The organism is Lacrimispora sphenoides JCM 1415, assembly GCF_900105615.1.
GTDB classification, from domain to species: domain Bacteria; phylum Bacillota; class Clostridia; order Lachnospirales; family Lachnospiraceae; genus Lacrimispora; species Lacrimispora sphenoides.
On sequence record NZ_LT630003.1, the window covers coordinates 4,535,134 to 4,554,385 of the forward strand.

A 19,252-nucleotide genomic window follows, 5' to 3' on the forward strand; every position below is an offset into this window, starting at 1 on the left:
CTCTTAATTTAATGCATCTTTCAGTACTTCCAGATTCGTCTGCATAATGGAAAGATAGGTGGTACCACTTTGTGCATCCTTGGAAGTGGTAGACTGCATGGAATCCATGGTACGGACTGCCTGATTTTTATCCTTCGTGTTTTGAACGATGGTTTCAGCGATTTTATGCTTGGTGCCTTCTATAGTCAGCACAGTGCCAAGCCCCAATTCATCAACTTTTTTTGAAAGAAATGCGATGGTTTCAAAGCTGGCCTCCGTTTCTGCAGAGCAGCCCACAAATGCGGCATAATAGGTAAGGCCGTAATCATCTGCTAAGTAGCGGAAGGGAAAGCGGTCCCCAAACAGCACGGTATTCTGTTTTGCAGAGTCAACTGCCTGCTGGTAGCTTTCATCCAATTGATCCAGCTTTTTTCCATAGGAATCTGCGTTTGCAGAATAGTCCGCGGCATTTGCACTGTCGATTTCGCCAAGCTTTGAAGCAATGTAATTGCAATAGGTTTTGGCATTTTTCAGTGACAGCCAAACATGCTCGTCATATTCCGGGCCATCCTCACTGCTATTCTCGGCTTCTTCTTCCTCTGACTCCATTCCTTCAACAACCTCTTCCTCTTTGACGGTGTCGCCCAGAACTTCAAGGAGATTGATCACGACCATATCTTTGTTTTTAGCTTCCTTTAAAGCATCCTCTACCCATAGGTCGGATTCACCGCCTACATAGATGAACATATCGCTGTTTGAGATTTTGATGATATCATCCGCTGTCGGCTGATAGCTGTGCAGATCCACACCGTTATCCAGAAGCATGGTGACCTCTCCATTGTCCCCATGGCTGCCAAGGATTTCTCTGACCCAATCGTACTCCGGGAAAATCGTGCATACCACGCTTAGTTTATTGTTATTGCTGGCTGTTGTCGTTGCCGTTGTCGTTGCATTTGTATTAGAGCAAGCAGTAAGTGCTCCTATCATCATAAGACCTGCTAACAGGCAGGAAATTAATTTTTTCATTATTAGAACCTCCGAATAAATATAGATCATTAAAAATGGGCATAAGAATATAAGGGAGCATCGACAGATTTTGGTTTCTGCCTAAAATGGGCAGAATTCTCCCTTGTTAAATCAATATTCAATTCGTAAGCTTTACCTTAAGAGAAACCAAAGTGTGTGAAGGGTTGCGGTGAAAGACCGGAATCACGCAGATTACAAAAAAGTATGCGGCCGCGAATACGGCAACGGCAGGCGCAAGGCCTGTTCCAAGAGTATTCAGTGCCTGGACACAGGCCTGAACTTCAAGACAGATGGGGCAGTTTTCGCCTATGCATTGATGGCGGGCCTCAGCAGTGATATAAAATGTGGAAAAGAGCAGCATAAAAAGAATCGCCAGGGTGATAAACCCAGCAAGCAGTTTTTTGTTTTTTGCCATATCTCTTCCTCCTTTTTAAAAGCAATGGACACATCAGATACAGTTTTTGCAGATCCCGTAAAGTACGGATTTCTCTTTTTTGATCTGAAAACCGTCCACTTTTAAAATGTCCTCCAGCATCCTGTCGGCAATGTGGGCATCCATATGAAAAGTCCTTCCGCATTTTATGCAGTTCAGATGAATACAATTACGGCAATCCTCTGAATGAATATACTGATAAAAAAGCTCCCGGCTTCCTTCTTTCGTGAAGCGGTTAATCAGCCCTTTTTCCTCCAGATAAGTGAGATTACGGTACACTGCACTTAAACTGACGGAAGAATCGGAAAGGCTGTCTGCAATTTGTTTTGCGGAAAATTGTCTGTCAGGGTTTTCCTGCAAAAAGGCAAAAAGCTGTTTTCTTTGTGCTGTCATATAATTGGCCAAAAGGGTTCACTTCCTAATTTGCGATTTGTTCGCAAATAAGTGTACTGCGGAATTGAGATGTTGTCAAGGTAATTTGCGAATGTTTCGCAAATTATATCCTTCAGGCCCCTTGCCGGGCAGGAAGAGTTCCCCGGATGCCTTTTAAAACAGCCGGCCGGATTTAGATAGGCTAATGTTGCAGTTTTGGCTAAAATGGTTAAGTTTTTACCGCAAATTTCGCGTTCATATTTACATAATATGTCAACTTGTGTTAAAATAGGCATAATATTTAGCAAGGAGAGCTGTAATGAAGGACTTATACAGGCGTAAGAAGGCATTTGTAAACGTTGGTTTGATCGCAATAAATGTCATCTATTTCCTATATCTGGAGGTGACAGGCTCCACGGAAAATACGCAGTTTATGGTGGCACATGGAGCAATGTATGCTCCGCTTGTATTGGAGGGAGGAGAGTATTACCGGCTGCTCACTTCTGTTTTTATGCATTTTGGCATTAACCATATTATGAATAACATGCTCATTTTATTTATATTGGGAGATAATCTGGAGAGGGCTCTGGGCCATATAAAATACCTGCTCTTCTATTTGCTTTGCGGAGTAGGTGCCAATGTGGTGTCTATGGTAGTGAATCTTGGAGAATACAGAACTGTAGTCTCGGCAGGGGCGTCAGGCGCAATTTTTGGCGTAATCGGAGGCCTTTTATATGCGGTATTAGTCAACCGCGGCCGGCTGGAGGACTTAAGTGTCAGACAGCTGGCAGTTGTGATTGCGTGTTCCCTGTATTTTGGCTTTACCAGCACAGGCGTAGATAATGCTGCCCATATTGGTGGGCTCATTGTTGGCGTAGTTATGGGGATTCTCATGTACCGCAAGCCAAGAAGGCGCCAGGATATGGAGATATGGGGATAATCTATTTGGAAGGAGGTGAGTAAGTGAGGGACGATAATTGCATTTTCTGCAAAATTGCAAATGGCGTGATACCTTCTGAAACGATCTACGAGGATGAGATGTTTCGTGTGATCCTGGATTTAGGACCAGCTTCCAGGGGGCATGCCCTGATACTTCCTAAACAGCATTACAAAGATATCTGTGAGCTGGAAGAGGAAACAGCAAAAAAGGTTCTCCCGTTAGCGGCTAAAATAGGAAACGCCATGAAAAACTCATTAAGCTGTGCCGGATTTAATGTTGTGCAGAATAATGGGAAAGAAGCAGGCCAGACGGTTTTTCATTTTCATGTGCATTTGATTCCTCGTTATGAGGAAGGCCCTGTAATGGTTTCATGGGTGCCGGGCGAGGCAGATCCAGGAGAATTAACACAGACAGGAGACGCTATAAGGAGCGCCCTACAATCAGAGGGACACAATCAATGAGCATACATGAAGATGAAAATCTGTTACTGCAGTCTATATATGGGGAATATCAGGGATTGCTCCGCAGGATAGCGAAAACACTCAATGTGCCTGACATGGAACTGGATGATGTGGTGCAGGAAACTTTTATTGCATATTTTGAGAATTATTCATTATCATGGTCAGATACGCGAAAGAAAGGCATGTTGATTAAGATCCTGAAACGTAAATCCATTGACTGCCTCCGTAAGAACGGCCATTATGAGAAGGTGAGCCTGGATGAGGGAGACGCAGTTAATGAGGTGGCGATGCTTACGAGATATGTAGTCACTGATCCCCTGGATGTGATCCTTGGAGAGGAAGCTCTTTTAAAGATAACCTGGGAGATTTCCAATATGAGAGAGGAATGGAAGGAAATGGCCATTCTTTATTTTCTGGAACAGCTTACTATTCCTGAAATTTGCGAAATCCTAAAAATTCCGGGAACGGTTTGCCGTTCCCGGATATATCGTACTAGAGTTTGCTTAAAAAAGATCCTCGGTCCTAATTTTCATATATGAAGATTAATTTTGAACCAGAGATTCAATCATATCAATAATGGTATCAACCGCATTGTGTAATTCACTTTTCTCCATTTTAGAGATAAAAGTCTGCCGGTTGGCAAATGTTTCGCTGATTGCCTGTAAAAGGGAATCTCCGGTTAGGTTTTCTTCTTCAAGAAGAGAACTGAAGCCTTGCTTTGCAAAGGATCTTGCATTTAAAATCTGATCCCCCCTGCTGGCGGCAGCGGAAAGAGGAATCAGGATATTCGGCTTTCTAAGTGCGAGAATTTCACAGATGGAATTTGCCCCGGCTCTTGAGATCATTAGGTCTGCAGCAGCAAATAGATGTTTTAAAGGGGCGTCAACATATTCGTATTGTACATATCCTTCCATTCCGATCAGGCTTTCGTCCAGATTGCCTTTTCCACAGATATGTATCACCTGGTAATTTTTAAGCAGTTTTGGGAGAATGCCCCTTAAGGCGGTATTGACTGTTACGGAACCAAGACTTCCGCCGATGATCAGGATAACAGGCCGGTTTGCAGACAAACGTGCATATTTTAAACCTGTCTGCCGATCTCCCATTAAAAGCTCTTTCCTTATAGGAGAGCCAGTGAGTACGGCTTTTTCCTTTGGAAGATAAGGAAGGGTTTCCGGAAAATTGCAGCAGATTTTTGTTGCAGATGTAATACTAAGCCTGTTGGCAAGCCCTGGAGTCATGTCTGATTCGTGAATGATAACAGGCACCTTGCAGTGTTTTGCAGCTAATACTACGGGAACGGCTACAAAGCCTCCTTTTGAGAAAACCACATCCGGCTTATAATTTTTTATCAATCTCAATGCTTCCCAATATCCTTTTAATACCCGGAAGGGATCAGAGAAGTTTTTAAAGTCAAAATACCGACGGAACTTACCGGAAGAAATGCCGTCATAAGGGATGCCGGCTCCCTCGATGAGCTTGCGTTCGATTCCCTGGTATGATCCTATATAGTGAATATCGTAATTCCTCTCTTTTAACGAGGGAACTAAAGCCAGGTTCGGGGTAACATGACCGGCAGTACCACCGCCGGTTAAGATGATTTTTTTCATAAAGCGTTGCCTCCCAAATTCGATATACTATTATAGTAAACGTTAGCGATAAAAAGTCAACCCCAAAGCTTGTGGGAACTTAAGGATAACTTGTATTTAAGAGGTGTGTACGTGGAGAAGGAGAGAAACCATGGAAAAAAATATTCAATTTTAAAACGGATAAAATATCATTTGTCATCTCAGGAAAAATTAGAAGCCCATCTGCTTGATTATATGCAGGAGCATCCGGAATTAACACCTGAACCCCCCTCCCCTCCTCCCGGCGAATTTCAAGCGATTATGGCGGAGCTTAACCGGAGAGGGACAGAAACCGTAATAGGAAAGCAACTGAGGGTATTGTATTACGGCCATAGATTAGTCAATTCCATACAAAAGCCGTTCCTCATCGTAATGGTGGTCCTGATTATACTGGCTGCTTCAGCAATCGGGGCATCGGCAAAGAAGGCTCATGCTTATCGTTTGAAAGAGCAGGGGGCCGGTAAGAGCAGAAATGAAGTACTTAAAGCGGACAAGGTGTCCAATGCGTATGAAGAAATAAAAGAGCATCTGGGGATCGAACTGTTAATGATTAACAGCATGCCCCATAAAATAGAGCAGTAAAGTTTATGGCAGAATACCCGGCGGAAGGGAGAAGATACAAGTCTTAAGTCCGCCGGGTATTTCTATGGGAAAGCATTTTTTAAAATAAGGATTTAACGGAGTAGGGACGACTCCCATTCTTTTTCCTTAAAGCCAACCAGGACGAAATCATCGCCAATGATTAAGGGGCGCTTAACTAACATTCCATCGGTCGCCAGGAGATCGATCTGTTCTTTTTCGCTCATGCCGGGCAAAAGCTCTTTTAAATTTTTTTCCTTGTAGATAATTCCGCTGGTGTTAAAAAAACGTTTTATGGGAAGCCCGCTTTTTTGGATCCAGTCTGCAAGCTCTACGGAGTTTGGGTTTTCTTCTTTGATATTTCTGGCGTCATATGTTACATCATGGGCATCTAGCCACTTTTTTGCATTTTTGCAGGTACTGCAGGGGGGATACTGTAAAAATAAAATACTCATATCGGTACATCTCCTTTCGGTTAATAGCGTAAGTCCTTCAGTGCAGCGGGTGACCCGCAGTGCTCATTGCTTTCGTGGATAGTTTACCTCAAAACGCCTTGAATGAAAAGGGAAGAATTGGAATAAACTATAACAATTAAGGTTTTTTAGGTGAAGGTATGAAATTTCTATTATTTCTGTCTGAGGCGGCAGTTCCGCTTATCATTTTTTACATGGTAGGCTTTGGCATATTGTCCAAACGTCCGGTTTTTGATGATTTTATAGACGGGGCCAAGGAAGGGATGAAAACAGTGGCAGGGATCATGCCTACGCTCATCGGACTTATGACTGCAGTGGGGGTGCTCCGTGCTTCCGGTTTTTTAGACTTTCTGGCAAAATGCCTGACAAAGCCGGCTGCCCTCCTATTTCTTCCCGCACCGGTCGTGCCGGTGATTTTAGTGCGTCTGATTTCAAACTCAGCTGCCACAGGACTTGTGCTCGATATTTTTAAGAAATATGGAACAGATTCCTATATCGGTATGCTGACGTCAGTGATCATGAGCTGTACGGAAACCGTTTTCTATTGTCTGAGCATTTATTTTGGAACCGTAAAAATTAAAAAGACCCGGTATACTCTTGGCGGTGCATTGGCTGCCACGGCGGCGGGCATAGCCGCAAGTGTCGTCATATCCCGTTTTCTGGTATAAAAGGTATTTATTTGATCTGATTTTAAGAATTTCATAAGAATTCAGGTGGTTGTCTTGGGATACATAATCATGTATAATTACGAAGAAGCTTTTATTGTCATAAGTGAAGGGGATAAACGTGGATACTTACGGGACTCTTAACGAAGTTTTGGTAAGACTGTTTCGAGATATTATGGATATAGAGCAACAGGCTATCATTACACAGGAATTTACCAATATTACAAATAATGATATGCATGTGATCGAGGCCATTGGCATTGGAGAACCCAAAAACATGTCGGCCATAGCCAGGGAATTGTCTGTTACGGTCGGTACGTTGACCATAGCCATGAACAGTCTTGTAAAGAAGGGGTATGTGACCCGTCAGAGAGGAAAAGAGGACCGGCGTGTTGTATACATCTCTCTTTCAGAAAAAGGGAAAGAAGCCTATGAACACCATGCCAGATTTCATCAGGAGATGATCGCCGGCATAGTTGCAGGTTTAAGTGAGAATGAAATAGAAGTTTTGATCAAAGCTCTGACCAAGTTAAATCAATGGTTTCGGAGCCTTTAAGAGAATTTAAGGAGGCAATACTCAATTATGAAAAAATTCATCGTATTTTTAATGAGCGCTATGATGATGATGTCCCTGGTAGCATGTGCACCAACACAGCCTAAGGTGGAGACCACAGCGCCTGACCCTCAGGTAATGGCTTCAACGGGAGGCGCCAGTGATAAAGTTCCTGATCCTAACGCAGAACCAATGGAGATCATCTCCGTATACAGTAAGAATGATGACTCCACCGGTTTAAATCAGGCGATGGATGCGGTATCTGAGCTGACAGCAGACGCTATGGTGGACAAGCTGATAGAATACAGCGTATTAGAGGATGGTACAAAGGTTCTGCAGTTTGATAAGAAAGATGATGGAACGGCCACTCTTGATTTATCCCAGATGCCGGAAAAAGGTACAACAGAAGATTTACTTACCCTGACAGCGGTTGGCAATACCTTTATTGAAAATTTTGAATTGGACAAATTAAAAATTCTTGTTAATGGTAAGAATTATTCCAATGATCAGATCAAGCAGGGAGATAGTGATTACCTGGAATACGTTAAGAATTATAAGAAAATAAAATAAGATAAAATAGTAGGGCAGAAGCGGCATATTACAAGCTTCTGCCCTTTTTGATTTATTGGCTTCTTAACTGTTTGGACAGCCAGGTGCGGAACGCAGGCTGTATAACTGAAAACGGAGCAGGACCTACATCAAGCATAAAAGCGTGGAAATCCTTTAAATTAAAATCATCCTTTAAGATCCTTTTGGCTGTGCCCAGCATTTCCATAATCTCCATATACCCCACGTAGTATTCCATGTAATTGGTGGGATTTTCGATCAGGCTGGTGTAAATGGAATCTACAATATCTGTTTTCTCAATATTATAAAACGTACCAAGATATTTGGCTGTCTGTTCTTTATCCCAGCCCTCATAATTGATGCAGATATCCAGATAGGCATAGATGCCCAAGGTAACAGCAGTGTTATGTGCCAGAAGCTCTCCAAGCCCGGGAGGCAGCCCGTTATCCATGGTGTAGGAGTAAAACTCCACATAGGTGGCCCAGCCTTCCGAATAGCTGGGGAAGGAGAGGATGCTTCTTAAGTCGTTTGGTTTCCTACTTAAAAAATATACGTTCTGATATAAATGCCCGGGATAACCTTCATGAGCCAGGGTGGTGTAAAGATCATCATTTTGAAACCGCGGGTTGCCGTTGATGTAAATGACATTATCCTCATAACGGTCCAGAGGAGGAACTAAGTAGAAGGCAGGGCTTAAAGATGCCTCCAGAGAACTTGGAACGTATTTTACGGTATAGCTGCAGGGCGGAAGCTCAGGAAAATCTGTTAATATCTGGGATTTTAGAGAATCCAGGATATCTTCCGGCTTGGTATAATGGAAGGAATAGTTGTCAAGGTGGTCCAGCACTTCGGGATGTTCCTTTGTGATCGCTCCTATGGCCTGGATATCGGTGTTTAACTGTTTTTCGATTGCCTTTGTCAGGCTTCGAATGGAATCATAAGAGGTTCCGGTGTTGGATTTGACCAGGTATTCAAAATATTCTTTACCCTTTGGATAGTAGGATAAGCCTTTATCATTGGTCCCGGTCCCCATAAGTGCGGTGATACCATTTATTAGATTTTTATAAGCAGGTATGAAATGTTCTTCCAGGACTTTTAAATTCTTCTCTTTATAAGAAGCTTTCTCTTCATCGGTTAGGTCCGTAAGGGCATCCACCCGGGTGTTGAATGTGTCGGCAAGGAAGCTGTGGTCAGGCTGGATTAGATATGCCTCACAGGATTTTAATACATGATCTGCGGCAGCGTCAGACATAAACAGGCCGGCTTCTGATTTTTTCTTTTCAAACTCCATAATCTGTCCATAATAATCATCAATGGTAGAAAGCAACGCAAGATAATGGTCCACATCATCCCGGGTATAAAAGGCGTATTCTGAAAACAAGATGGGAAGCTGTGCCTGGATTCCTATGGTGGTTGTTAAAGGCTGGGCGTAAAGCTCCAGACCGTCAGATTCTAATTCTGTATTTATGTAAGAACGGAGAATCTGCCAGGTAAGCCGCTGCTCGTCGGATAGCTGGCGGGGGTTAAAGCCTTCAAGCTTTCTTTTTAACTCCCTAAGATCATTCGATCCCTGTTTCATTTTATCCAGAGAAAATTCCCCCAAGGTCAAAGGAACTGTATCAAACCCCCGGGAAGCAGGATCTGCGATACTAAAGTGAAAACTGATTCCGGAATCGCTGATTTCCTCACGAAACAAGTCATTTGTAAATTGATCAAACTTGTTTTGTGCGGACAAATCTTTAGCATGGAATTGTTCATACCCGGCCCCTGAAGGTGTGGCAGGAGTTTTATCGGGGGGTGCACAAGCACAAAGCAGGGAAACAGCCAGGATGAAAGATAAAAAACGGCGGCCCTGTTTCAAAATGATGTTTTTCATATTTGCTTCCTCCGTGATTCACTATTATTATTTATATGATGATATTAAAAAAGTCATGACAAAAGCGATGATGTACCTACATACCCGCTTGACAAACCTTACTGAAACTATTAAACTAGGGTTACTAACAATCTATTTATATAAGAATGCTGAGAAAAGAAGAGTAAGAAATCAACCTCATGTGCAGAGACTTCCGGAAGCTGAAAAGGAAGCTTGAGCGTATTTCCCAACATGGCCTTGGAGCAGCGGAATTGAATTGGCGAAACCGCGCCTTTAAATTTCGACGGTTACACCCGTTATCGTGTCAGACTGTTATTAAGTAACCATAAGATCTTATGGAGATTTTATGGAGCAAACGCAGCCGGTAAGGTCTGTACTGCAAGGTACGGATAAATTAAAGTGGTAACACGGGACAGTTCCCCGTCTTTAAATTTCCGAAAGGATTTTTTTAGGCGGGTTTTTCTTTGGGGGAAGGGAAAAAAGTCCCTTTGCCGTATCCCATTTCATAAACAGGAGGAAAACAGAATGTGTAAAGATTCTAACAAAAAACCATACTATATCACCACAGCCATTGCCTATGCATCAGGAAAGCCTCATATCGGCAATACCTATGAGGCAGTACTAGCGGATGCCATTGCCCGCTATAAAAGAGCGGAAGGCTTTGACGTATTTTTCCAGACAGGAACCGATGAGCACGGCCAGAAGATTGAGGAAAAGGCAGAGGCTGCAGGAATCACACCGAAGGAATTCGTAGACAGGGCAGCCGGTGAAATTAAAACGATCTGGGATTTAATGAACACCTCTTATGATAAATTCATCCGCACCACGGATAAAGACCACGAAGAACAGGTTCAGAAGATCTTTAAGAAGCTCTATGATCAGGGTGATATCTATAAGGGACATTACGAAGGCTTATACTGTACCCCATGTGAATCATTTTTCACAGAATCCCAGCTTGTAGACGGCAAATGTCCGGACTGCGGACGTGAGGTAAAGCCGGCGAAAGAAGAGGCATATTTCTTCCGTATGAGCAAATATGCGGACCGTTTGATAAACCACATCAATGAGAACCCGGACTTTATCCAGCCTGTGTCCAGAAAAAATGAGATGATGAACAATTTCCTCCTTCCGGGGCTTCAGGATCTATGTGTATCCAGGACTACTTTTAAATGGGGAATTCCGGTGTCCTTTGACCCGAAGCATGTCACCTATGTCTGGCTTGATGCGCTGACCAATTATATTACCGGCATCGGCTACGATTGTGACGGCAATAGCAGTGAGCAGTTTGCCAGATTATGGCCGGCAGACCTTCACCTCATCGGAAAGGATATTATCCGCTTCCATACAATCTACTGGCCTATTTTCCTGATGGCCCTTGATATTCCCCTGCCAAAGCAGGTATTTGGTCATCCCTGGCTGCTTCAGGGGGACGGCAAGATGAGTAAATCCAAGGGAAATGTCCTCTATGCGGATACTCTGGTGGATTTCTTTGGCGTGGATGCAGTCCGCTATTTCGTCCTTCATGAAATGCCCTTTGACAATGACGGAGTTATCTCCTGGGAGCTTATGGTGGAGCGCATGAACTCAGATCTTGCCAACATCCTGGGCAATCTGGTAAACCGTACCATTTCCATGTCCAATAAATACTTTGGCGGAATCGTATCAGACGGGAAGTCAGCAGAGGCTGTTGATGAGGATTTAAAGGCAGTGGTGCTGGAAGAAGTGAAAAAGGTCCAGGAGAAGATGGAGAAGCATCGTGTTGCTGATGCCATGACAGCAATCTTTAATATTTTCAGAAGGAGCAACAAATACATTGATGAAACTGCTCCATGGACCCTTGCTAAGGATGAGGCATCAAAGAGCCGGCTGGAAACCGTGCTTTATAATCTGACGGAAGCCATTACCATCGGAGCCTCCCTCCTTGATTCCTTTATGCCAGATACCTCCAAAAAGATTCTTAACCAGCTTAATACAGAAAAAAGAGACTTGTCCCAGATGAATGAATTCGGTTTATATCCCTCTGGAAACAAGGTGACGGATAAGCCGGAGATCCTGTTTGCCCGTATGGATATCAAGGAAGTCCTGGAGAAAGTGGAAGCCATGTTTGGTTCGAACGAGGAAGAATTGAAAGAGAATGCCAAAGAAGATTCTTCTGCAGTGATTGATATAGAAGCCAAGGCAGAGATCGAATACGACGATTTTGCCAAGCTGCAGTTCCAGGTAGGCGAGATCATTGCCTGCGAAGCGGTTCCAAAGTCAAAGAAGCTTCTGTGTTCCAAGGTAAGGATCGGAAGCCAGGTAAAACAGATCGTCAGCGGAATCAAAGCCCACTATTCACCAGAAGAAATGGTTGGCAAAAAGGTGATGGTTGTGGTAAACTTAAAACCAGCAAAACTGGCTGGAGTCATGTCTGAAGGCATGCTTCTCTGCGCGGAGGATGCAGAAGGCAATCTATCCCTTATGATACCGGAGAAAACAATGCCGGCAGGAGCAGAAATCTGCTAATACAGGGGAATGTCTGACGACACTTAAAAGAAACAACGAAAGGCCGGGTAATTAGATCCGGCCTTATTGTTTTAAGAAGGAGGATTCCATGAAGGAATCAATGGGCGCCCGAACGAGAGGAATAACAGGAAACACCTTAAAGATGATCGCCATTGTCACCATGCTCATAGATCATATTGGAGTTGCAATCATTGAAAACGGTATATTAAAATATCAGGACAACCTTCCGGCCTGGGAGATGTTTGGCCTTTCGGGCGGAAGCATGTGGAATACCGCTGACCTGGTGCTCCGCACCATTGGAAGAATTGCATTCCCTATCTTTTGTTTTCTGTTGGTAGAAGGATTTTTCCATACCAGGGATATTAAGAAATATGGCGCCAGGCTTTTTTTATTCGCCCTAATTTCCGAAATTCCGTTTGATCTGGCTCTCTTTGGCAAATGGTTTTACCCAGGCTATCAGAATGTATATGTTACCCTGTTCATTGGCCTATGTGTCCTTTACTGGTATGACAAGGCGTTGGGTAACCCAATCAGGCAGATCCTGGTATTTTTGGCTGGATGCGGTGCTGCAGTTATTTTGAAATGTGATTATGACATCATTGGAATTACCATGATCCTGCTATTTTATGTCTTTTATAAAGATAAGAAAAGACAGAACATATTTGCAGGAATTCTGGCCGCCTTTGAAAGTCTTAGCTGTTTTGGGGCCGCCATCCTGGCCTTCATCCCCATCCGAATGTACAGCGGGGCAAGAGGGAAAAGGAATTTAAAATACTTTTTTTATTGGTTTTATCCCGCTCACTTAGTTTTACTATATATCCTGCGTTTAATTATTATAAAGTAAGAAACTGTTTTAAAAGGAGATTCCTATGATTTTTGATACACACGCCCATTATGATGATGAGGCATTTGATGAAGACAGGGAGGAACTGCTGGCAAGCCTTTTAAACCATGGAATTGAGGCTGTTACCAATGTGGGGGCTAGTATGGAAACTTCCAGACATACCCTTGAACTGGCAGAGAAATATCCATATATATATGGCGCCATCGGTGTTCACCCCAATGAAACCGGAGAACTGAAAGAGGAAGACTTAGCCTGGCTGAAGGAGCATTCTGCCCATAAAAAGATCGTGGCAATCGGCGAGATCGGTCTTGATTATTACTGGGATGAGCCGGACCATGAAACCCAGAAGAAGTGGTTTATCCGCCAGCTTAGCCTGGCAAGGGAAGTGAAGCTTCCTGTGGTCATCCACAGCCGGGATGCGGCAAAGGATACTCTGGATATCATGAAGGCAGAGGGGGCAAAGGACATTGGAGGAGTGATTCACTGCTTTTCTTATGGAAAGGAAATTGCCAGGGAATACTTAAATATGGGGTATTTTCTTGGGATCGGAGGCGTCCTCACCTTTAAGAATGCCAAAAAACTGAAAGAAGTAGTGGAGTATATGCCGATGGAACAGCTGGTCCTTGAGACAGACTGCCCTTATCTGGCTCCCGCTCCCAACAGGGGAAAGCGTAATTCCTCCTTAAACCTTCCTTATGTGGTGCAGGAGATCAGCGCCATTAAGGGAATCCCGGAAGAAACAGTTATAGATATCACCAATCAGAATGCCAAAAGGCTATACAGGCTTAAGGAACAGCTATAAAAGAAAACGGAGGACAGGCATGGCAACACTGGGAAATCCCCAAAAAACAATTGAGATCATAAAGAAATACGAATTCGCATTTCAAAAGAAATTCGGACAGAATTTTTTAATAGATACCCACGTTTTAGATAAGATCATAGCCGCGGCAGGCGTAACAAAGGATGATTGCGTTCTGGAAATCGGGCCTGGGATCGGTACGATGACACAGTACCTGGCTGAAAATGCCAGACATGTCGTGGCAGTGGAGATCGATTCTAACCTGATCCCCATTCTCAACGAGACTTTGGCGGACTATGAGAATGTGACCGTTATCCATGCGGATATTCTTAAAGTTGACATCAATCAGATAACGGAACAATATAACGGCGGACGTCCCATCAAGGTAGTTGCAAATCTTCCGTATTACATCACAACCCCTATCATTATGGGCCTTTTTGAAAACAAGGTTCCAATCGACAATATCACGGTCATGGTTCAGAAGGAAGTGGCGGACCGCATGCAGGTAGGGCCTGGCTCCAAGGATTACGGCGCTCTCTCCCTGGCCGTTCAGTATTATGCAGAGCCCTATATTGTGGCAAACGTCCCGCCTAACTGCTTCATGCCCCGTCCTAACGTAGGGTCTGCGGTCATCCGCCTGACCCGCCACAAGGAACCACCGGTAAAGGCAGAGGATCCAGGGCTTATGTTCCGGCTGATCCGCGCCTCCTTTAACCAGAGAAGAAAGACACTTCAAAACGGATTAAACAATTCGCCGGAAATTCCCTTTACAAAGGAGCAGATCACGGAAGCGGTTGAAAGCCTGGGACTCGGGCCATCTGTACGGGGAGAGGCATTGACTCTAGAACAGTTTGCTTCCCTCAGCAACTATTTTACAGGAATGAAAAGATAAGAGCAGGAGGGATTATGTCGGATTCGCTGATTACAAAACGCGCAATTGCGGAAGCCTTAAAACAGGTATGCAGGGAAAAACCCTTTGATAAGATATCCATATCCAATATCACATCCGTATGGGGATTAAACCGGCAGACCTTCTATTATCATTTTCAGGATAAATATGAACTTTTAAGCTGGATCTATTACAATGAGAATTTTGCTAAAATAGCAGAAGACATTACTCTTGAGAACTGGGACCAGAAGATTTATGAACTGCTTCAGAATATGAAAGAAGAAAAGGCCTTTTATATCAATACCATCAAAGAACAGGAACATACCTTTGAGAGCTATCTGTTTGATATGGCAAAGGCCCTGTTTTCCGAAGCAATTATAAAGCTGGATGAAAAGAAGAAGCTCACCGATGAGGAGAGGGATTTTGACGCAGGATTTTATGCGTATGGCATTTGCGGGATTATCGTTGACTGGGTGGAGAAGGGAATGAGAACAGAGCCGCAGCTCGTGGCGGATCGCTTAAAAAGCCTGGCCAAGGCTTCGGAGCGGGCTGGTTATCTCCGGAGCCAGGCGGAGCTTTAAGAAAGCTTATGCATGATGATATCCAGGCATTCTTCCTTGGTACAGCTTTTAATGAGCGAAACCAGATCAGAATAAGAAAAAAGCTCTGCAGCGATAGGGCTGAATTTTTCCAACAGCTCTTCTAAGTTCCGGGCGGTTCGCTCCGGAGATTTCTGCCCATTTCTTAACTGGTGGAGTAGCGCCGTTTTAAGGACAGACTCCCGGATATGTTTGTGTATAGTGGCCGACATAAAAAGTCCTCCTTTATCATTATATTCATATTAAAATAAGGTAAAAAAATCTTCTATAGACAAAATTGAATATTTGTCTAGTTTTACGACATCATTTCCTTGATGTCGTTTTTTTATACAACTGAAAAACCATGTATGGTGACGGATAAAATGAAGTATGATAATATAAGCATATCAGTTAACACAATTCATAGAATGGAGCGTTGCATATGAAAGGAAAAAATAATTTCGGAAAAGTGCTTGCATGGGGAGCTGCGGCAACTGCGGCAGGAGTAGCCGCAAAAAAAGCCTATGATTATTCAAAAAAACAGATGGATTTAAAAAGTGAAGAAAACATAAGGCATATGGAAAATGGGCAGGCCCCTGGAAAAGCGTATTTTGTAGGCGGCGGTCTGGGAAGCATGGCAGGAGCTGCTTATCTTCTGCGCGACTGCAACATGCCGGGAGACCAGATCACGATTTTTGAAGGAATGCATATTCTTGGAGGAAGCAACGATGGTATCGGAACCCCTGAAAAAGGCTTTGTATGCCGGGGCGGACGTATGCTTAATGAAGAGACGTATGAAAACTTCTGGGAACTGTTCCGTACCATCCCGTCATTAAATAACCCTGCCAGGAGCGTTACCGAAGAGATCTTAAGCTTTGATCATGCCCACCCGACCCACGCTAAGGCCAGGCTTGTGGACAAGGATGGAACCATCCTTGATGTGAAGAGCATGGGATTTACCCAGCAGGAACGCATGGCCATGTTAAAGCTTATGAATACACCAGAAGAAAAGCTGGATGATATGACCATAGAGGAATGGTTCGCTGACATGCCTCATTTCTTTACAACGAATTTCTGGTACATGTGGCAGACCACCTTTGCATTCCAGAAATGGAGCAGCCTTTTTGAGTTCCGCCGCTACATGCGCCGGATGATCCTGGAATTTTCAAGGATCGAAACTTTGGAAGGGGTAACTAGAACCCCATTAAACCAGTATGACAGTGTGATCCGTCCTTTGGAAAACTATTTGAGAAAGCAGGGAGTTGTCTTTGCGGAAAACTGTACGGTTACTGATATTGATTTCGCAGATGGAGACGGGATTACGGCTAAGGTGCTTCACTTAAAAGATAACGGCATAGAAAGACAGGTAGAGCTTCAGGATGGTGATATCTGTATCATGACCAATGCCTGTATGACCGACAGCGCAACCCTGGGGGATCTCCACACTCCGGCACCGGAGCCTGTTTTAAGACCAATATCCGGGGAATTATGGACCAAGGTATCTGCAAAGAAGCCTGGACTAGGTAATCCTTACCCATTCTTTGGCGATGTTCATGAGACCAATTGGGAAAGCTTTACCGTAACAAGCCGTGGAAATAAGCTTCTTAAATTGATTGAGGATTATTCCGGCAATGTACCTGGAAGCGGAGCACTTATGACCTTTAAGGATTCCAACTGGCTGATGAGCATTGTTGTAGCTGCCCAGCCACACTTTATCAATCAGCCTATGGACCAGACGATCTTCTGGGGATACGGACTTTATACGGATCGTGAAGGAGACTTCATAAAGAAACCGATGAAGGATTGTACCGGAGAGGAAATGCTCATCGAGCTTCTCCATCATCTTCATATGGAAAACCGTAAGGATGAAATCCTGGCAGATGTGGTCAATGTCATTCCCTGCATGATGCCTTATGTAGATGCCCAATTCCAGCCACGCAAGATGACTGACCGCCCGAAGGTAGTTCCAGCCGGCTCTACCAACTTCGCTATGATAAGCCAGTTTGTGGAGATTCCGGACGACATGGTATTTACCGAGGAATATTCGGTAAGGGCTGCCAGAATCGCTGTTTACACCCTGATGGGATCAAATAAAAAGGTTTGTCCGGTCACCCCATACGTGAAGGAACCAAAGGTTTTAATGAAGGCAGTACAGACCTCATACCGCTAATAAAATTCAAAAATGTCTTTTTGGGCCAGACACTTTCCGCTCCGGGAAATGTCTGGCCCTTTACCAAATTACCGTGTTAACACGCGGGTGTCATAAATTTCCACGTTGCAAGAACCGTCTTTCTGTGGTATGCTAAAACCTGCGCTGTCTGTGAAGGGCGGACGCAAAAAATAGCAGATATGGAGGAACAGATATGAAGAAAATGGCGCTTGTATTAGCGGCAGTCCTTGCTTCAGGGATGATCCTGACAGCATGCGGGGGTTCCGGTAAATCCGGTACGGCCGGCAATGAAACACAGAAAACAGAAGCAGCAGGAAATACTGCAGGGGGTCTTGATCTGGCAGTTCAGATTGGTCCAGATCCGGAAACCATTGACCCGGCCTTAAATTCATCAATTGATGCAGCTAATATGATCCTGCACGGATTTGAGACACTTTTGACCTTTGATAAGGATAATAATATTATTCCCGGACAGGCAGAATCCTATGATGTGAGTGATGACGGACTTACTTATACGTTTCATTTAAGGGATGGTTTGAAATGGAGCGACGGCTCTGAGCTTACATCAGAAGACTTCGTATATTCCTGGAAGCGTCTGGCAGACCCTGCGACAGCAGCTCCTTATGCAGCAGACATGCTTTCCATGGTAAAAGGATATGATGAGGCAACAGCAGGAAATGTTGACGCCCTGGCTGTATCCGCACCTGATGCAAAAACCTTTGTAGTGGAGCTTGCGTCTCCCTGCGTTTATTTTGATAAAATCGCCACCCATGCCAGCATGGCTCCTGTAAAAGAGGATGTAGTAGAGGCAAAGGGTGACCAGTGGTCCTTAACTCCTGATAGTTATATATCCAACGGACCGTTAAAGATGATCGAGTGGGTACCAGGTTCCCATATCACCTTTGCTAAGAATGAAAATTACTGGGCTGCAGATACTGTAACCTTAAATACCTTAAAATTTGTCCTTATGGAAGATTCCAACGCAGCTTACAGCGCTTACCAGACAGGGGAAGTTTCCATGATCAAGGATGTTCCTACTGACGAAATCCCAAGCCTTGAGGGCACTCCTGATTACCATCTGGAACCTCGTATGGCGACTTCCTATACAATCTTCAACACGACAAAGGCACCTTTTGACAATACACTGGTCCGCCGTGCGTTGACCCTTGCAACTGACCGGGAATATGTTGCCAGTACCGTTATGGCAGGGACCGTTTTACCAGCTAACAACTTTGTAGGCCCTGGTATATCTGATGCAGAAAGCGGTTCTTCCTTTGAAGAAGTCACCAGAAAGAACAACGGCGGTGATTACTTTAATGTAAACAATTATGAAGAAGATCTTAATAAGGCAAAAGAACTTCTGGCAGAAGCAGGATATCCGGACGGAAAAGGCTTCCCAGTGATCGAATATATGACCAATGATGCCGGTTATAATAAGGCAATTGCAGAATATTTACAGAGCGCCTGGAGCGAACTGGGTATCAGAATGGATATTAAGATTGTTGAATGGTCTACCTTTGCACCAACCCGCCGTGCCGGTGACTTCCAGATTGCACGCGGAGGCTGGGTATATGACTATGATGATCCTTCCAATATGCTGAACTTATTCACAACTGAAAGCGGAAACAACGATGGAAAGTATTCTAATCCTGAGGTGGACAGCTTATTAAACCAGGCCCGTGATACTGCTGATAAGACAGAGCATTATGAGAAGCTTCATGCGGCAGAAAAGCTTATCATGGAAGATGCAGCGGTAGCACCGCTTGTATACTCCAGCGATTTCTATCTGCAGAAGCCTGAATTAAAGGGTACATGGCACTCTCCATACGGCTTCTGGTTCTTTACCCATGCTACCATGGAATAATGACTGAAACAAAAGGAATCGTAAAAAAACAGCATCACAAAAGAACATAAA

Annotated in this window: 21 protein-coding genes; 14 read left to right on the plus strand and 7 right to left on the minus strand. The window is 44.0% G+C overall.

From position 1 onward, the window contains the following. Positions 1 to 3: 3 nt before the first annotated feature. The 3 genes from BMX69_RS20480 to BMX69_RS20490 form a co-directional block, all read right to left on the minus strand. Complete coding sequence (locus BMX69_RS20480) at positions 4 to 1,005, minus strand: metal ABC transporter substrate-binding protein (protein ID WP_054791303.1); 1,002 nt, start codon at positions 1,003 to 1,005, stop codon at positions 4 to 6. Between the two features lie 118 nt (positions 1,006 to 1,123). Continuing rightward, complete coding sequence (locus BMX69_RS20485; protein WP_100043374.1) at positions 1,124 to 1,420, minus strand: hypothetical protein; 297 nt, start codon at positions 1,418 to 1,420, stop codon at positions 1,124 to 1,126. A 33-nt stretch (positions 1,421 to 1,453) separates the two neighbouring features. Continuing rightward, positions 1,454 to 1,831 (minus strand): Fur family transcriptional regulator, encoded by a 378-nt coding sequence (locus BMX69_RS20490; RefSeq protein WP_166433216.1) that lies wholly within the window; start codon positions 1,829 to 1,831, stop codon positions 1,454 to 1,456. A gap of 298 nt (positions 1,832 to 2,129) precedes the next feature. Here BMX69_RS20490 and BMX69_RS20495 point away from each other — a divergent pair, with 298 nt between their 5' ends. From BMX69_RS20495 to BMX69_RS20505, 3 genes are read left to right on the plus strand one after another with little or no spacing between them, the layout of a single operon-like run. Next, the gene (locus BMX69_RS20495) at positions 2,130 to 2,750 is read left to right on the plus strand and encodes a rhomboid family intramembrane serine protease (RefSeq protein ID WP_025230799.1); all 621 of its coding nucleotides are present in this window, start codon (positions 2,130 to 2,132) and stop codon (positions 2,748 to 2,750) included. Positions 2,751 to 2,773: 23 nt separating this feature from the next. Further along, positions 2,774 to 3,211, plus strand: a complete 438-nt coding sequence (locus tag BMX69_RS20500; RefSeq protein ID WP_100043376.1) for an HIT family protein — start codon at positions 2,774 to 2,776, stop codon at positions 3,209 to 3,211. After that, positions 3,208 to 3,750 carry an RNA polymerase sigma factor gene (locus BMX69_RS20505; RefSeq protein ID WP_025230801.1) on the plus strand — a complete coding sequence of 181 codons (543 nt, stop codon included), beginning with the start codon at positions 3,208 to 3,210 and terminating at the stop codon, positions 3,748 to 3,750. The genes BMX69_RS20500 and BMX69_RS20505 overlap by 4 nt, the downstream gene beginning before the upstream one ends. 3 nt (positions 3,751 to 3,753) lie before the next feature. Here the strand turns inward: BMX69_RS20505 and BMX69_RS20510 are convergent, their stop codons facing one another. Then, positions 3,754 to 4,821, minus strand: coding sequence for an undecaprenyldiphospho-muramoylpentapeptide beta-N-acetylglucosaminyltransferase (locus BMX69_RS20510; protein WP_054791306.1), 1,068 nt, complete (start codon positions 4,819 to 4,821; stop codon positions 3,754 to 3,756). Between the two features lie 111 nt (positions 4,822 to 4,932). On the opposite strand from BMX69_RS20510, the gene BMX69_RS24590 reads away from it, so the two are divergent. Next, entirely contained in the window at positions 4,933 to 5,421 is a 489-nt protein-coding gene (locus tag BMX69_RS24590) for a hypothetical protein (RefSeq protein ID WP_054791307.1), read from the plus strand. Positions 5,422 to 5,513: 92 nt separating this feature from the next. Here the strand turns inward: BMX69_RS24590 and BMX69_RS20520 are convergent, their stop codons facing one another. Then, positions 5,514 to 5,873, minus strand: a complete 360-nt coding sequence (locus tag BMX69_RS20520) for an arsenate reductase family protein (protein WP_100043377.1) — start codon at positions 5,871 to 5,873, stop codon at positions 5,514 to 5,516. Positions 5,874 to 6,031: 158 nt separating this feature from the next. Here BMX69_RS20520 and BMX69_RS20525 point away from each other — a divergent pair, with 158 nt between their 5' ends. The 3 genes from BMX69_RS20525 to BMX69_RS20535 all read left to right on the plus strand — a co-directional run bounded on the left by BMX69_RS20525 (position 6,032) and on the right by BMX69_RS20535 (position 7,679). Continuing rightward, on the plus strand, positions 6,032 to 6,559 hold the full coding sequence (locus BMX69_RS20525) for a nucleoside recognition domain-containing protein (protein ID WP_100043378.1): 528 nt from the start codon (positions 6,032 to 6,034) through the stop codon (positions 6,557 to 6,559). 103 nt (positions 6,560 to 6,662) lie between these two features. Next, a complete protein-coding gene (locus BMX69_RS20530; RefSeq protein ID WP_054791308.1) occupies positions 6,663 to 7,112 on the plus strand; it encodes a MarR family winged helix-turn-helix transcriptional regulator in 450 nt (149 codons plus the stop codon). A 27-nt stretch (positions 7,113 to 7,139) separates the two neighbouring features. Then, positions 7,140 to 7,679 (plus strand): GerMN domain-containing protein, encoded by a 540-nt coding sequence (locus tag BMX69_RS20535; protein ID WP_100043379.1) that lies wholly within the window; start codon positions 7,140 to 7,142, stop codon positions 7,677 to 7,679. Positions 7,680 to 7,731: 52 nt separating this feature from the next. Here the strand turns inward: BMX69_RS20535 and BMX69_RS20540 are convergent, their stop codons facing one another. Further along, positions 7,732 to 9,552: a DUF885 domain-containing protein gene (locus tag BMX69_RS20540; RefSeq protein WP_054791310.1), complete on the minus strand. Its 1,821-nt coding sequence runs from the start codon at positions 9,550 to 9,552 to the stop codon at positions 7,732 to 7,734. 525 nt (positions 9,553 to 10,077) lie between these two features. On the opposite strand from BMX69_RS20540, the gene metG reads away from it, so the two are divergent. From metG to dhaS, 5 genes are all read left to right on the plus strand, one after another. Continuing rightward, complete coding sequence (metG, locus tag BMX69_RS20550) at positions 10,078 to 12,057, plus strand: methionine--tRNA ligase (RefSeq protein WP_100043380.1); 1,980 nt, start codon at positions 10,078 to 10,080, stop codon at positions 12,055 to 12,057. An 88-nt stretch (positions 12,058 to 12,145) separates the two neighbouring features. Beyond that, the gene (locus BMX69_RS20555) at positions 12,146 to 12,901 is read left to right on the plus strand and encodes a TraX family protein (RefSeq protein WP_100043381.1); all 756 of its coding nucleotides are present in this window, start codon (positions 12,146 to 12,148) and stop codon (positions 12,899 to 12,901) included. Positions 12,902 to 12,926: 25 nt separating this feature from the next. After that, positions 12,927 to 13,703 (plus strand): TatD family hydrolase, encoded by a 777-nt coding sequence (locus tag BMX69_RS20560; protein ID WP_054791311.1) that lies wholly within the window; start codon positions 12,927 to 12,929, stop codon positions 13,701 to 13,703. Between the two features lie 19 nt (positions 13,704 to 13,722). Further along, positions 13,723 to 14,592: a 16S rRNA (adenine(1518)-N(6)/adenine(1519)-N(6))-dimethyltransferase RsmA gene (gene rsmA, locus BMX69_RS20565; RefSeq protein WP_100043382.1), complete on the plus strand. Its 870-nt coding sequence runs from the start codon at positions 13,723 to 13,725 to the stop codon at positions 14,590 to 14,592. Between the two features lie 14 nt (positions 14,593 to 14,606). Then, the gene (gene dhaS, locus BMX69_RS20570) at positions 14,607 to 15,170 is read left to right on the plus strand and encodes a dihydroxyacetone kinase transcriptional activator DhaS (protein ID WP_054791312.1); all 564 of its coding nucleotides are present in this window, start codon (positions 14,607 to 14,609) and stop codon (positions 15,168 to 15,170) included. Here the strand turns inward: dhaS and BMX69_RS20575 are convergent. Further along, positions 15,167 to 15,400: a hypothetical protein gene (locus tag BMX69_RS20575; protein WP_025230816.1), complete on the minus strand. Its 234-nt coding sequence runs from the start codon at positions 15,398 to 15,400 to the stop codon at positions 15,167 to 15,169. The genes dhaS and BMX69_RS20575 overlap by 4 nt on opposite strands. A 209-nt stretch (positions 15,401 to 15,609) precedes the next feature. On the opposite strand from BMX69_RS20575, the gene BMX69_RS20580 reads away from it, so the two are divergent. Together BMX69_RS20580 and BMX69_RS20585 are read left to right on the plus strand one after the other, a co-directional pair. Next, positions 15,610 to 17,337 carry an oleate hydratase gene (locus BMX69_RS20580; RefSeq protein ID WP_100043383.1) on the plus strand — a complete coding sequence of 576 codons (1,728 nt, stop codon included), beginning with the start codon at positions 15,610 to 15,612 and terminating at the stop codon, positions 17,335 to 17,337. Positions 17,338 to 17,530: 193 nt separating this feature from the next. Then, positions 17,531 to 19,201, plus strand: coding sequence for a peptide ABC transporter substrate-binding protein (locus BMX69_RS20585; RefSeq protein WP_100043384.1), 1,671 nt, complete (start codon positions 17,531 to 17,533; stop codon positions 19,199 to 19,201). The last annotated feature ends 51 nt before the right edge of the window (positions 19,202 to 19,252 follow it).